Origin of the sequence: Pseudomonas sp., assembly GCF_026224925.1 — a bacterium.
Classification (GTDB): domain Bacteria; phylum Pseudomonadota; class Gammaproteobacteria; order Pseudomonadales; family Pseudomonadaceae; genus Aquipseudomonas.
Genome location: NZ_JAMFRV010000301.1, coordinates 1 through 13513 on the forward strand (window position 1 = coordinate 1; position 13513 = coordinate 13513).

Genomic DNA, 13513 nt, shown 5'->3' on the forward strand with positions numbered 1-13513 from the left:
ACCAATGCGCGACTCATTTTTACTCCTTGCGACGATGGCCCGCTCCAGACCTCAGCGGCCAATTGGCGCATATTTTAACCAGCGATGCAGACTAGGCAGTGCTAAACACGCGGTAAACTAAACTTTTCTTAACTCACTTTAATTTCAGATGTTTCGACAGCGCGGCTACAGTCGCGCTTCTTCTCTATTAAGTCTCAGGTATGCAACAGAATTCAGGATGTTTGGTCATGACGAAGACCTTTTCAACGCTCACATTAGCTTTTCTTTTTTTGTTTACCGACGGAGTTTCGGCACAATCTATCCGTCCTCCACCGCCTGTCAGGTCACTTGCCGTGTGGACAACCGGCGGGTTTATGGCCGCGCTTCAGGCCATCGCTCCCGATTATGAAAAAACCACAGGGGTTAAATTGATTGTCGAGGAATCCCCTTCCACTGGTAATAGCGCCACCCAGATAACGAATCGACTGAATCGCGGCGAGACTGCCGATGTAGTCATCACGGAGGATTGGGCGCTGCAAAAACTGGTCGAGCAAGGCCAGGTACAGCGACAGAGCCGCGTAGATCTGGGCAAGTCGTTCATTGCCATGGCCGTGCGTAAGGGCGCGAAAGTACCCGACATTCATAGCATGGAGGATTTCGCACAAACCTTGCTCGATGCCAAATCTATTGCTCTGTCAGACACCCCCAGCGGGATCTATCTGTTGCGAGTGCTCTTTCCCCAGATGCATCTGTCCGAGCGCTTGAAGGATAAAATCCACATAATTTCTGCCGAGTCGGTCGCGCAAGCAGTTGCGCTTAGTGAAGCAGAGATAGGTTTCCAGCAATTAAGCGAACTAAAGCAAGAGGAAGGCATTGATGTCGTGGGGTTGATCCCGGATCAGGTGCAAAAAATGACCTTGTACTCTGGGGCAATGACCCGTCGAGACGTCCATCAAGAAGACGCAGCGGCGTTGTTGGCGTACCTGGACTCCAGCGCAGCAAGCGCAATTATTCAGTCCAGTGGGCTAACCCCCGTGCATTAACGGCCTATTTGCGCTCCAGCAGCTTCGACGCGAGAAACCGGTGGTCAGCGGAAAACAGCCGCCGGTAGGTGAGCAATACCGCAAACACCGTGCCCAAACCGGACGCGGCCGCGATCAAGAACATGATAATGATTTGATAGCGTACCGCTTGAATCGGCGATTGGCCGGCCAGTACCTGGCCGGTCATCATCCCCGGCAAGCTGACCAGTCCGACCACGGTCATTTGATTCAGGGTCGGGATCATGCCTGCCCTTACCGCCTGCCGCGCCGGACCCTGTGCGGCTTCCCAACGCGATGCCCCCAGCGCCAGGCTCATTTCCACCACATTGCGTCCGGCGGTCAATTCTTGGGTCATGCGCTCAATGCCCAACGACACGCCGGTCAGGGTATTGCCGAGAATCATGCCGAGGATCGGGATTGCATACTGCGGCTCATACCACGGATGAATTCGAATGATCGCAAACAAACCCACCGCCGCCACCAACCATGAACTCACCCAAATCGACACAATGCTGTCCAGGCGCTGGCCTGCATAAGTACGCTTGCCACGGTCCGACGCCGATAGCCCGGCAATCAAGGTCATCGCGGCCATCAACGGCACCACCACGTACCACTCGCCATGACCGAACACCCAGCCCAATACGTAACCGATGGCTAGTAACTGCACCACCGTACGAACCGCCGCCAGGGCGAGCTTGCGTTCAAGATCGAGCTTCAACATGACCGACAGCACGCCGTTGATCAAAATCAACGAGGACGCAATGGCAATATCCAGGAGTGACAGGTTTTGATAGTCCATCAGGTTTGCTCACTCAATGTTCCGGCCAACATCGTCAAATGACGCCCACTCATGCGTTTCGCCTGAGCCTGATCGTGGGAGACCCATAAATAGGCACGGTCATCGCCATTCGCCGCGTTGAACCAGGCGCTGACCAACGCTTCAATCTCTCGCGAAGACTCAGGGTCTAGCGCGGCAGTCGGTTCATCCAGCAGCAGCACATCAGGCTGTAATTGCAGCACCCGGATCAACGCAGCAATTTGCGCCTCCCCGCCGGACAGTTCACTGGACTGCTTATCGAGAAAACCGTCGCCCCTGCCCGCCAGCTCAGCCAGTCGCAACGCCGCCTCGCGATCAAATGTCCGGTCTTTGTAAACCTTCAGGCTGAAGGGGTAGCGAAGATTGTCCTCAACCGTGCCTTCCAACATCGCCGGACGCTGGGCTATGTAACTGACGTGGCGCCGATAAGCTGGAATCCCCGCCCCGCTCACCAGCGTATTGCGCCAAAAAACTTGGCCACTGGTTAGCGAATCCAACAACGCCAGCGCGCGCAGAAACACGCTTTTTCCGGAGCCCGACGGCCCGGTAACGGCTACCCGGTCGCCAGCGGCTAACGTGAAGTCCAACGACTTGAGCAGGTTTGTTTGGCTTTTTGCGTCATAGCGGACGAGGCCGGTGGCTTTGATCAGTGTTGTTTGGAGCTTGGCCGGCGACAGGTTTTGGGTAGAAAGCGTCATCGGATAACGGAATCTCTGGGGCATCTGATAGGTGCAGCAGCATAGGTGATTGACGGACATCAGAGCGAACTTGTTCGCTAAGGTAGCGCCGCGGTATGCCTGATAAACCGCGTCGACTGCTTCCCGAACAAGTTCGCTCCCACCGAATCGCGGGATCACTTCCTATGTGCGGCGCTGACAGACACCCTTAAACGGGCAGAAACCCCTCATTACCTCGCTTCCAGTCAACAGTGTTTGTCGCAAACGCGCCTACCTTCGTCACCCTGACTTACCTACCATTCGCGCCACCACAACGCCGGCTGAAGACTCTAAGTCTGAGTTCCACTGCTTACTTTCGACAGCACGTTTCGGAAAAAGACATGTCGCCGCTACAGGGCCATGTTTAATAAATGACGGAGTATTAAGTGAACGTTAAAAGCGTGTTTATCGCAGTCGTACTTGCCAGTTTGACTGTTCCTGCCATGGCCGATGATTCGAATACCGTGTCGAACAACCAGAACCCACCTGTAGAGGTTTACAGTTACAGCACTCATCTGGACATCGCGAAGGTGATCTCGACCACCGAACCTGGAAACGTATGCGGGGCAGTGCCGGTGGAGATGGTTTATGAGGACTCGACCGGCCAGCGCCACCGCATGCAGTACCAGGCCATGGGCACAGGTTGCGACCACGGTTGATACATTAAGCCAACAATCAAGTTACCGCCCCCCTGAACCGCCTTATTTAAGCACACCTATAAATAACAGCCCGCTATATTGAGCAACTCGCCGACCAAAATATTAAATACACGGCGGACGAGTTGCTGCAAATAACCACCTATAAGAGTTATCGAAGGAGCCTGTATGCCTAACCGCTTGCTGCCAGCTGCTATTCCGCTGGCCAGCTTAACCATCGCCCTCACGTTTAGTGGGGGTGCGCACGCTGACTTTTTAGAAGACAGCAAGTTGTCGCTGGGAATGCGTAATTATTATTACAATTCGGACAACCGCAGCGGCGGCGCTGACCAGAAAGAGTGGGCGCAATCGTTCAAGCTCGACTATCTGTCTGGCTTCACCGAAGGCGTTGTAGGTTTCGGCGTTGACCTTCAAGGCCTGGTAGGCGTGCACCTGGATGGAGGCGAAGGCCATCACCCGATGAACAACTCGTTTACCCCAAGTGACGGCGCAGGGGCTGAAACTACGTGGGCCAGTGCTGGCGCAACTGCCAAGGCGCGCTATTCGAAAACCGAATTCCGCTATGGCAGCACCTTGACCCCCAATCTGCCGGTTCTGATCGCTAACGACGGGCGCTTGCAACCCCAGACGTACGAAGGCGGGATGTTTACGTCCAAGGAAATCGATAATCTGACAATCACTGGCGGTCAGCTTGAACACGCCAAGGGCCGCGCCTCCACCAACAGCACCGGGCTTGCGGTATCGGGTGCGACTGAAGAGAGCAACAAGCTTCGTTTAGCCGGTGGTGACTGGAAGGCCACCAAAGACCTAACGCTGCAGTACTACTACCTCAATTTGGAGAACTTCTACACTCAGAACTTCCTCGGTCTAGTGCATGTACTGCCGCTGACTGACGACTCGTCCTTGAAGACTGATCTGCGCTACTTCAAAAGCGATTCAGACGGCAAGAACGGGGATCCGGGTTACGCGTTCAACAACAACGGTGGTTATGCCAAGAACGCGGGCAAGGTAGATAACACCACGTGGAGTGCGATGTTCACCTACACCTTGGGCAGTCAGTCGCTGATGCTGGGGCGTCAGCAAGTGTCGGACGACGGTGGTTTCGTCTGGCTGAGCCAAGCCAACGTTGTCAACGGTAACGGTGCTAACGAGGGTGAAGGCGGCATCAGTTTCTACTCGTTTACAGACGCCATCGTAGGACAGTTCGCCCGCGCAGGTGAGAACACAAACTTCGGCCAATACACCTACGACTTCGCCAATATCGGCATCTCAGGCCTGAAAACGGCTGTCGGCTACCTCAGAGGTCAGAACATACGGGCCACCAATGGCCGAGGTCCCGACGCCCATGAGTGGGAAACTGACATGCGAATAGACTATGTGATCCAGGACGGCATGATGAAAGGCTTTGGCACCACCCTGCGCCACGGCACCTATCGCTCCGGCGGAACAGGAATTGCCAACCAGGATCAGACACGGCTGGTCTTCAACTACACCTATAACTTCCTCTGATCAGATTGCCTGAGGCGGTACGTCACTGCCCTGCCTCACCGATAACCCCTCGCCTGCAAGTCAAACAACTGCGCATAACGCCCCCCCGCCTCCACCAAACTCTGGTGGTCGCCGCGCTCCAGCACTCGGCCTTGATCCAGCACCACGATATGATCAGCATTTCGCACGCTGGAAAAACGGTGCGAGATCAACAAGGTCATGCGGCCCTTGGCGTGCTCGCGAAAATGCTCGAACACCGCGGCTTCAGCGGCGGCGTCGAGGGCTGCCGTTGGTTCGTCGAGAATCAGGATGTCGGCGTTGCGACGCATGTACGCCCGAGACAGGGCGATTTTTTGCCACTGCCCTCCCGACAGCTCTTGGCCACCGGCAAACCAGCGACCCAGTTGGGTGGCATAACCCTGGTCCAGCGCTTCAATGAACTCCGCCGCCATGCCTTGGTGCGCCGCTGCAGCCCAACGGGTTTCATCGGTAAACGCGTCAATGTCACCGACACCGAGGTTTTCACCCACCGTCAATTGATAGCGAATGTAGTCCTGGAAAATCACCCCAATCCGTCGCCGCAACGCGTCCTCGCTCCACTCATTAAGGTCGCTGCCATCCAACAGGATGCGGCCTTGATCGGGGCGATAGAGACGGGTCAGCAGCTTGATCAACGTGGTCTTGCCTGAGCCGTTTTGGCCCACCAGCGCCACGCTGCGCCCCGGCATCAAATGCAGGTCGATGTTTTCCAGAGTGGCCCGTGGCGCGTCCGGGTAACTAAAACCGACGCCCTCGCACCGCAGCCCGTCGCCGGGCAGCACACCTTGGGTAAGGCCGCCTGTTTCAACGATCACCGGCTGCGCCAGATACTCATACAAGTTGGACAGGTACAGGCCGTCTTCATACAAGCCACTGATGGCGCTGAGGCTGCTGCTGACGGCGCTCTGCCCTTGCTTGAACAGCACCAGGTACATGGTCATTTGGCCAAGGGTGATCAAGCCGTTCACTGTGTCGATCACCACCCAGGCATACGCCAGGTAAAACGCGCTGGTGCCCAGCAGCCCGAGAAGGAAGCCCCAACCATCCCGGCGCAAGGTCAGCCGACGGTCTTCGCTGTAGAGCTTGGTAAACATGTCCCGATAACGCTGTAGCAACAGCGGCGCAAAGCCGAACAGCTTGACCTCCTTGATGTAGGTTTCATGGGAGAGCAGCGTTTCAATGTAGTTCTGATGACGGGTTTCAGGTGCGCGACGGCTAAACAGCCGAAAGGCATCACCGGAAAAATGCGCTTCAGCAAAGAACACCGGTAAGGCACCAAGGATCAGAATTGCCAACGCCCACGGCGAAAAATGCACCAGCAGCACGGCGAAGCTGATCAGCGAAATAAGGTTCTGAATCAGGCCCAAAGACTTGGTAACCAGCGCCAGCGGCCGGGTTGATGCCTCACGGCGAACGCGAACCAACTTGTCATAGAACTCGGAGTTCTCGAACTGCGCGAGAGACAGGGTTTGGGCTTTTTCGAGGATCAACGTATTGACCTTCTGCCCCAGTTGCACCCGCAGCAGTGATTGCTGGACTGACAACCCGCGCTGCGCGCCGGCTAATAACGCCAATACTCCCGCTTCGAACAACACGTAACGCAACACGGGCCACAGCGGCGCACTGCCTTGGCTGGCATGCAACTGCATGGCGGCAACCACTGAATCGACGATGCGTTGCCCCAACCACGCGGCCAATGCGGGCAATATTCCTGCGATCAGCGTTGCCACTACCAGACCGAGAAACAACCCCCGCGAGGTACTCCAGACCAGCTCCAAGGCACGCTTCGCTTGGTCGACAAAAGAGGCGAAACGGCTGACAACTGGCATGCGACGACGGCTCCGGGATTACGTTGCACATTGTGTCGTCATTGAGCCAGTACATCCAGTCGCACGCAATCGCCAGCGTCGAACGACTATTCGATCACTTCCACCGTATGCAGGGTGTTGCCGGCTATCTCGTAGCGCAATTCGTCGACCATATGGGCGATCATTTCTGCGCTGTTGAGCTTCTCCATGATGATGCCCGTGACCACCAGATCCACGCGCCCGGTTGCGCGATCAAAAATACGTACCGTCAGAGAGGTATCGACCCCCACCGTGCATTCACACGCCAAGGGGGCGAAACTTTTTTCCAGGCAGCGGCGTATATAAGAAAGAGAAAACACAGCGGTGTGCTCCTCTAGTAGGGAGGATTAAGTAATCGCAGGTTGCACGGCTTACTGGCGTGCAATCTTCGTAGTTGCCATGCAAGCAAGAGTAAGAAAAGAAAGGTTTTGGCAAAACACGAATTTGCACCGGGCGGCTTAGTGCAATTGCACCTTATTGTTTGCCATTGGGCCGCCGCTCGCCGCCGAACAAACCGCGTTCACGGGCCCAGACGATGGCCTCACTTCGACTGTGGACATCGAGTTTTGAATAAACCGTAGCAACGTGGTTGCGCACGGTGTTCGGTGCGACCTTGAGCCGGGAGGCAATTTCCTTGTCGGCCAAACCTTCGCAGATCAACCCAAGCACATCACGTTCACGGGCGGTTAGCTCTTTGAACGAAACATTCGGTAGATTGAGGGTCCTGGCGCTTTTCACATTTGCCAGTTTTTCGATCAATGTCTGGCTGAACCAGGAAGCGTCGCGCATCACCTCTTCAATCGCTGCAACCAGTTCCAGCTCAGAACGCTTGCGCTCGGTGATGTTCATCAGCACCAACAGGTAACACGGCACGTCCTGAATGCTGAGGGAGTCCGCGGACACCACGCAGTCGATCACCTCATCGTTCTTTTTACGAACCCGCAGATCGACTTCGCCGACACTGCCGGCCTTTTCCAGCGTCGCGAATAACTGATGACAGGCATTTTGACCTTCGACGAAGCCAATTTCAGCCACGGTCTTCCCGAGTACTTCTTCTGCGGTAAAACCGGTTACCCGGAAAAACGCCTCGTTCACATCCACCACTTGCTGGCGATCGGCACTGCACACTAACGTCGGTACCGGGTTTAAACGAAAGGTCTTGGCAAAACGCTCTTCGCTTTGACGCAACGCCACCTCTGCTTTGCGGCGAGCTTCAAGATCAACGAAAGAAAACAACATGCAATCTTCATCGTTGATGCTCAACGGTTGGCCGGCAACAATCACTAATTTATTGCCACCGCCGGGAAGTTTGAGCTCCGCGTGCATCTGAGGAATAGTCGTGCCCTCGCCCAAGCGCTGCACCGCAAGCTCCTTATTCTCAGTACCCTCCAGTACATCTACTTCATAGGCTGAACGGCCAATAACGTATTCCCGCGAGTACCCGGTCATTTCCAGAAAGCCCGGATTGACTTTGATGTAGCGCAAATCGCTCAGCCTGCAAATGATGGCCGGTGCAGGGTTGGCGTTAAAGGTGCGTTCAAAGCGCTGCTCGGCGCTGGCCCATTCGGTGACGTCATCTGAAATCAATACCAACGACTCAGGGTCACCCGCAGAATCGCTCAAAATCATGCTGCGCACGCGATGCACCCACATTTGCTCTGTGCCATGGACATGCCGAACTTCAACCACTACGTCGCTGAACGCCTCCCCGGCCGAGACCCGGCTGAGGGGGTAATTTTCATCGGGTAATGGATGGTTGTTGCGGTAACGCAGCGCGAAACGCTTAGCGTATTCCTGCGCATTGGCGCCCAACTCACTGACCTCACTGATCCCATGCATCGCCAGAGCAGACTCATTGGCCCAGACGATGCTCTGGTCCACATCAAGCAAAATCACGCCGTCCGACAACCCGGAGATAATCTGCTGCAACTGACGTCTGTTTGTTTCAGCGGCAAGTAGGTCCTGGCTCATCGCGTCTCCTTAATAGTGCGGCGCATAGGGGCATGACACTTACGACAGCGAGTGATTGCCAGAGTGCAGCGCGCTTGCCAGCACTCGGATTAGCAACTTCAATAAACAGCAGCAAAACAGACCGCCTGCGCGCTAAAGCTAAAGTGCTGCGTACAAGCTGAGTTATCATGCGGCGCTATCCCTACTCCCCGGAAACAGCTCAATGACCACGATGCCAACTGTCGCCCAACCACGGGGCCTATCATTCTGGTGGAAGCCCATTTTGTTCTTGGCGGTGGCGGTCATTGGCCTCTACTACGTCAAATGGTCACCCTACTACCTCAAGTCGTTCATTGCTGCTGACAACCACAGCATCGGCGCTTCGATACTTGGCGCCCCACAAGACAGCCCTCTAAGCGCCGCGCTGGCCTATGCCCAGGTGTATTTCCTGGCCATCTGGAAAGCAGCTGTTCTGGCCGTCATCCTGGGGTCGCTACTGCAAGTGCTGATCCCCCGCGATTGGTTACTGAGTCTGTTTGGGCGTGCCGGTTTTGGCTCGACTTTGCGCGGCGGATTGTTCGCACTGCCGGGGATGATGTGCAGTTGCTGTGCGGCGCCCGTGGCTGCCGGCATGCGTCGGCAGCAAGTATCGGTCGGTGCGGCATTGGCTTTCTGGATCGCTAACCCGGTCTTGAACCCGGCGACACTGGTGTTCATGGGCTTTGTGCTGGGCTGGGAATTCACTGCGCTGCGCTTGGTGGCCGGGGTGATTCTGGTGTTGGGTGTCTCGCTGATCGCGCAGCGTATCGCAAGTCCCGAACAAGTGCCTGAGCTGGCCTTGGAAGCGGTGGCTGATGCGAGCACGACGGATCAAAGCAACTTCATGTCGCGCTGGGCCAAGACCCTGTGGCAGTTGTTCTGGAGCACGATCCCGATTTACATCGTGGCGGTGCTGGTTTTGGGTGCCGCGCGAGTTTGGCTATTCCCACACGTTGACGCGTCCATGGGCAACAGCTTGGTGTGGATGGTGGCGCTGGCAGCAGTGGGTACGTTGTTCGTGATCCCTACTGCCGCCGAAATCCCGATTGTGCAGACCATGCTCTCGCTGGGCTTGGGCACTGGCCCTGCCGTGGCGTTGCTGATGACATTGCCGAGCGTCAGCCTGCCATCGCTGCTGATGCTGCGCAAATCCTTCGACACCAAAGTGCTGGTGACTGTGGCTGTATTGACCATGCTTGTCGGCGTTATCAGCGGATTGGTGGGTGCTGCAATTTTATAAGGCCATCCGCTGCTGGCGGTCCTTCAAGTACTCGATCACCGCTGGGTGATCGCCACAAAACTCGATGCGCGGCCCTTTGCTGTCGCGCTGGTAGGCGTACATCGGGTCGTAGTACTCGCCCAGCAACCCACAGATCCATTCCCGATGCATGTCCACTGCGCCGGACATTTCTTGCTCGCTCAGCGCGAGGTCCATCACCGCTGACAGGCGCTGGTAACGTTCGCCTCCCAGACGTTTAACGATGCTTGCGAGGCTTTGCCGCAGTTGCGCGGCAAACACGCCGAAACCCTGCTCAATGCCATGCACATCAATAAACTCGGCGCAAAGATCGACCACGTAGTCCTTCAAGATCCTTTCCACACGATTCTCGAAAGGCTCTTCCAGCCACACCAGCGGATACTGCTGCATGCCTTGAAACAAGGTCAGCGGCACTGCACGACTGCCCACTGCGCGACCTTCGTCTTCGATCACGAACTGATTCAAACCCGCCGCACGCTTCTTGAGAATGTCGATGGACAGGATGTTTTCGAAACTGATCTGCGCCGGTTGCCCAGTCGCGTGTTTGCCGAAACTCGAACCACGATGGTTAGCATGAGCTTCCAGGTCCAGCGCATTATCCAGCTTGGCCAGGACCTCGGTCTTGCCGGAACCGGTCAGCCCGCCCACCAGCACGAAATCGCACTCAAGCACTGCGGTTTCGGTGACGTCCATCAAATACGTACGCAGGGCTTTGTAACCATTGAGCACCCGTGGATACTCGATCCCGGCTTCGGTTTTGAGCCATTGCTGCGTCAGTTGCGAGCGCAGGCCGCCACGAAAGCAATACAAAAAGCCCTGCGGCTGGGAACGGGTAAACTCGGACCAACTGTCGATGCGGTCCTGCTTGGTTTGGCCTGAGACCAATTGATGGCCCAACTCAATGGCCGCCTGCTGGCCGTGTTGCTTGTAGCAGGTGCCGACTTTTTCCCGCTCCAGGTCATTCATCAGCGGCAGGTTGCGCGCCAACGGGAAAGCGCCTTTGTCGAATTCGACGGGCGCCCGAACGTCCATCAGCGGAATGTCATTAAGAAAGATATCGCGGTAGTCGGCGCTGTTGTCACGCATCAGAACACCTCGACCGCGTGGCTCTGTCGGCCGATGAACTCGCCGATCACCGACAAGCTCAGCCCCAACTCTGCTGCCATCGCCAAGAACGCTTCCTGTCCAGCAGGCTCGACGGCCACCAATAACCCGCCACTGGTTTGCGGGTCACACAGCAATAGCTTCTGCATCTGGGTCAAGGGTGTCAGGCGAGCGCTATAACTGTCGAAGTTGCGATGAGTGCCACCTGGCACGCAGTTTTGCTCAAGGTAGAAATCGACGCTGGACAAGCGCGGCACCGCAGCGAAATCAATGCGCGCGGTGAGTTTGGCGCCATCGGCCATTTCCACCAGATGCCCCAGCAAACCAAAGCCGGTGACGTCGGTCATGGCCTTGACTCCTTCAAGGCGGGCAAACCGGCTGCCCGGCTTATTCAACGTACACATCAAGTCCCGAGCCACGCCTTGATCCTCGGCCCGCAGCACACCCTTCTTTTCAGCAGTGGTGAGGATGCCGATGCCCAGCGGTTTGGTCAGGTACAGTTTGCAGCCTTCAGTGGCCGTGTCATTGCGCTTCATAAAGCGCTTCTCCACTAGCCCGGTCACCGCCAAACCAAAAATCGGCTCTGGCGCATCAATCGAATGCCCGCCGGCCAAAGGAATACCTGCAGCATCACAAACTGCCCGGCCACCACGAATGACTTCACGGGCCACTTCCGGCGCTAGCAGGTTGACCGGCCAGCCGAGAATCGCAATCGCCATCAGCGGATCGCCGCCCATCGCATAAATATCGCTGATGGCGTTAGTAGCCGCTATCCGCCCGAAGTCGAACGGATCATCGACGATGGGCATAAAAAAGTCGGTGGTCGACACCACGCCGCGCTCATCATCGATGGCATAAACTGCCGCGTCGTCACGCGACGCATTGCCGACCCAGAGCTTTGGATCAAGGTTTTGCGCGCCGCTACCCGCAAGAATCACTTCGAGCACTTCGGGAGAAATCTTGCAGCCACAACCGGCGCCATGACTGTATTGGGTAAGGCGGATCGGCTCGCTCATGGGGCACCTCTGAATTTCAAGTGCGCAGATACTACCAGAGGTGTTACCGATGCAGGCGCTGATCAGCTCCGTTCAAGATTGGCTTTAATCACCCGGCACGCTGCCAGATCCCAGGCACCGGTGCCTACGGTTTTAAACACGATAGGTTTGGAGAAATCGGGCTTTTCGGTCAGCGCCGAGGCCAAGGACTTAACCCGTGCCCAGTCAATATTGGCGAGGATCAGGTCGCCGGCTTCGTGGGTGGCGCCCAACGGGTCATCCACATACACCGTGCTGGCGTTGATCACTTTGGCGCTAATCTCCGCAGCATCCGGAGTGAATGCGCCAACGCCTATCACCAGGCAACCGGGCCGGGCCGGCTCAAGGTAAACCGGAGTCTTGCTGGTGGTCACGGTGATCACTACATCGGCGTCGGTCTGAGTGCTGAGGTCATCGACCACCACATTTGGCGCAAGGGCTTTGAACCGATCAACGAAGTGTTGAGCGCTTTGAGCGGAACTGCCGCGCACACGAATGATTGCGTCGGGGTACACCTCGGCAATCGCTTCTACGTGGTTACCCGCTTGCTTGCCGCCGCCAATGATTAGCACCGAACGCGGCGCTTGTGGCAGGAGGCGGCTGATGCCGAGCACGGTGACAGCCGCGGTTCTTCTGCCCGTCACCGTCGGACCGTCGACCTGGAACAACATCACGCCACTCAACGCATCGCAAGCAACCACTTGCCCATGGATGGTTGGCAAACCGTGATGGCGGTTGCGCGGGTTTACGTTAACCAGCTTGTGAATGGCGATGTCATCGGCCGTGGCCGGCATCGACAGCATTACACCGCCCTCTTTCAACGGCATTACCAGACGCTCTGGGCTGACAATATCGCCATCAACCACATGCTTAGCTGCAATGCGCAGGGCATCAATCAACTCGCGGATGGGCAGAAGTCGAGCAGTTTCAATTTCGTTAAATACTTTCATGTCGTGACTGCACCTGGGCTCTTAGCAGGGGCTTTTTTTACGCTTGCCCCTGAATGCAGTCAATCGAATGCTGTTAAACCAGGCGCCGCATCAGCGTGCGGTTTGCAAAGCATACCGACGGCAATGTTCGAGATAGCCCTCTTCGTGGCTGCCGACCAACTGCACAACGCTGGTCCACAGCCATGAAGGCGCGTCCAGCGTCTTGGAACGGTTGAGCTGCAAGTCAGCCAACCAGCTTTTGCGCAGGTCATCATCCATCTGCCGGGCGTGGGCAATACCGACTATTCGCGCCAGATAACCCGCGGCGCGCATGGCGTCGGTTTCATTCAGTGTGTCCAGCTCCAGCTTCATGTCTTGGGGCAACAGTTCACGAATAAACACGCCGTGATCGAGAAAGCGCGTGGCCAACATTCGCTCACCGAGTGCCGGTGACAGGTGGCGAGCGCCTTCGACCACCCGACGGGCATTATCGCGGGGCATACGCGCGCTGGCGGCACGCGGAGCCGCAGCGGCAATGGCTTCTTTGACATCAATCAGGCAGTAATCCTGTTCCTCGTCGTCGCCGACCCCGAGCAGCACCGCGTAGCGCATCA

The 13513-nt window shown here is 56.6% G+C and carries 13 protein-coding genes; 4 read left to right on the plus strand and 9 right to left on the minus strand.

The features are described 5' to 3' along the window. The first annotated feature begins 227 nt into the window (after positions 1 to 227). On the plus strand, positions 228 to 1022 hold the full coding sequence (locus M0974_RS12895; RefSeq protein WP_297836912.1) for a substrate-binding domain-containing protein: 795 nt from the start codon (positions 228 to 230) through the stop codon (positions 1020 to 1022). Between the two features lie 4 nt (positions 1023 to 1026). On the opposite strand, the gene fetB is transcribed toward M0974_RS12895, so the two are convergent. Next, complete coding sequence (fetB, locus tag M0974_RS12900; RefSeq protein WP_297836915.1) at positions 1027 to 1821, minus strand: iron export ABC transporter permease subunit FetB; 795 nt, start codon at positions 1819 to 1821, stop codon at positions 1027 to 1029. Continuing rightward, positions 1821 to 2561, minus strand: coding sequence for an ATP-binding cassette domain-containing protein (locus tag M0974_RS12905; protein WP_297836918.1), 741 nt, complete (start codon positions 2559 to 2561; stop codon positions 1821 to 1823). The genes fetB and M0974_RS12905 overlap by 1 nt, the downstream gene beginning before the upstream one ends. 380 nt (positions 2562 to 2941) lie before the next feature. On the opposite strand from M0974_RS12905, the gene M0974_RS12910 reads away from it, so the two are divergent. Together M0974_RS12910 and M0974_RS12915 are read left to right on the plus strand one after the other, a co-directional pair. Beyond that, positions 2942 to 3214, plus strand: coding sequence for a DUF2790 domain-containing protein (locus M0974_RS12910; protein ID WP_297836920.1), 273 nt, complete (start codon positions 2942 to 2944; stop codon positions 3212 to 3214). A 165-nt stretch (positions 3215 to 3379) separates the two neighbouring features. Next, a complete protein-coding gene (locus M0974_RS12915) occupies positions 3380 to 4720 on the plus strand; it encodes an OprD family outer membrane porin (RefSeq protein WP_297836922.1) in 1341 nt (446 codons plus the stop codon). 35 nt (positions 4721 to 4755) lie between these two features. Here M0974_RS12915 and M0974_RS12920 read toward each other — a convergent pair whose 3' ends face one another. The 3 genes from M0974_RS12920 to M0974_RS12930 all read right to left on the minus strand — a co-directional run bounded on the left by M0974_RS12920 (position 4756) and on the right by M0974_RS12930 (position 8556). Beyond that, a complete protein-coding gene (locus M0974_RS12920; RefSeq protein ID WP_297836925.1) occupies positions 4756 to 6567 on the minus strand; it encodes an ABC transporter ATP-binding protein in 1812 nt (603 codons plus the stop codon). Between the two features lie 86 nt (positions 6568 to 6653). Continuing rightward, complete coding sequence (locus M0974_RS12925) at positions 6654 to 6905, minus strand: DUF1652 domain-containing protein (protein WP_297836927.1); 252 nt, start codon at positions 6903 to 6905, stop codon at positions 6654 to 6656. 154 nt (positions 6906 to 7059) lie between these two features. Beyond that, complete coding sequence (locus M0974_RS12930) at positions 7060 to 8556, minus strand: helix-turn-helix transcriptional regulator (RefSeq protein ID WP_297836930.1); 1497 nt, start codon at positions 8554 to 8556, stop codon at positions 7060 to 7062. A gap of 202 nt (positions 8557 to 8758) precedes the next feature. On the opposite strand from M0974_RS12930, the gene M0974_RS12935 reads away from it, so the two are divergent. After that, a complete protein-coding gene (locus tag M0974_RS12935) occupies positions 8759 to 9814 on the plus strand; it encodes a permease (protein WP_297836933.1) in 1056 nt (351 codons plus the stop codon). Here M0974_RS12935 and mnmH read toward each other — a convergent pair. The 4 genes from mnmH to M0974_RS12955 form a co-directional block, all read right to left on the minus strand. After that, positions 9809 to 10918: a tRNA 2-selenouridine(34) synthase MnmH gene (gene mnmH, locus M0974_RS12940; RefSeq protein ID WP_297836936.1), complete on the minus strand. Its 1110-nt coding sequence runs from the start codon at positions 10916 to 10918 to the stop codon at positions 9809 to 9811. The two genes, M0974_RS12935 and mnmH, sit on opposite strands and share 6 nt — an antisense overlap. Then, on the minus strand, positions 10918 to 11952 hold the full coding sequence (gene selD, locus M0974_RS12945; protein ID WP_297836939.1) for a selenide, water dikinase SelD: 1035 nt from the start codon (positions 11950 to 11952) through the stop codon (positions 10918 to 10920). Before selD ends, mnmH begins: the two co-directional genes overlap by 1 nt. A gap of 62 nt (positions 11953 to 12014) precedes the next feature. Further along, the gene (gene lhpI / locus M0974_RS12950; RefSeq protein ID WP_297836942.1) at positions 12015 to 12920 is read right to left on the minus strand and encodes a bifunctional Delta(1)-pyrroline-2-carboxylate/Delta(1)-piperideine-2-carboxylate reductase; all 906 of its coding nucleotides are present in this window, start codon (positions 12918 to 12920) and stop codon (positions 12015 to 12017) included. A gap of 90 nt (positions 12921 to 13010) precedes the next feature. Further along, positions 13011 to 13513: DUF2252 family protein (locus M0974_RS12955; protein ID WP_297836946.1), on the minus strand; the 503-nt coding region annotated here is incomplete at its 5' end.

Coding starts and splice junctions, on each gene's coding strand:
- M0974_RS12895 (WP_297836912.1), top strand. CDS start 228: ATGACGAAGACCTTTTCAACGCTCACATTAGCTTTTCTTTTTTTGTTT.
- fetB (WP_297836915.1), bottom strand. CDS start 1,821: ATGGACTATCAAAACCTGTCACTCCTGGATATTGCCATTGCGTCCTCG.
- M0974_RS12905 (WP_297836918.1), bottom strand. CDS start 2,561: ATGCCCCAGAGATTCCGTTATCCGATGACGCTTTCTACCCAAAACCTG.
- M0974_RS12915 (WP_297836922.1), top strand. CDS start 3,380: ATGCCTAACCGCTTGCTGCCAGCTGCTATTCCGCTGGCCAGCTTAACC.
- M0974_RS12920 (WP_297836925.1), bottom strand. CDS start 6,567: ATGCCAGTTGTCAGCCGTTTCGCCTCTTTTGTCGACCAAGCGAAGCGT.
- M0974_RS12930 (WP_297836930.1), bottom strand. CDS start 8,556: ATGAGCCAGGACCTACTTGCCGCTGAAACAAACAGACGTCAGTTGCAG.
- M0974_RS12935 (WP_297836933.1), top strand. CDS start 8,759: ATGACCACGATGCCAACTGTCGCCCAACCACGGGGCCTATCATTCTGG.
- mnmH (WP_297836936.1), bottom strand. CDS start 10,918: ATGCGTGACAACAGCGCCGACTACCGCGATATCTTTCTTAATGACATT.
- selD (WP_297836939.1), bottom strand. CDS start 11,952: ATGAGCGAGCCGATCCGCCTTACCCAATACAGTCATGGCGCCGGTTGT.
- lhpI (WP_297836942.1), bottom strand. CDS start 12,920: ATGAAAGTATTTAACGAAATTGAAACTGCTCGACTTCTGCCCATCCGC.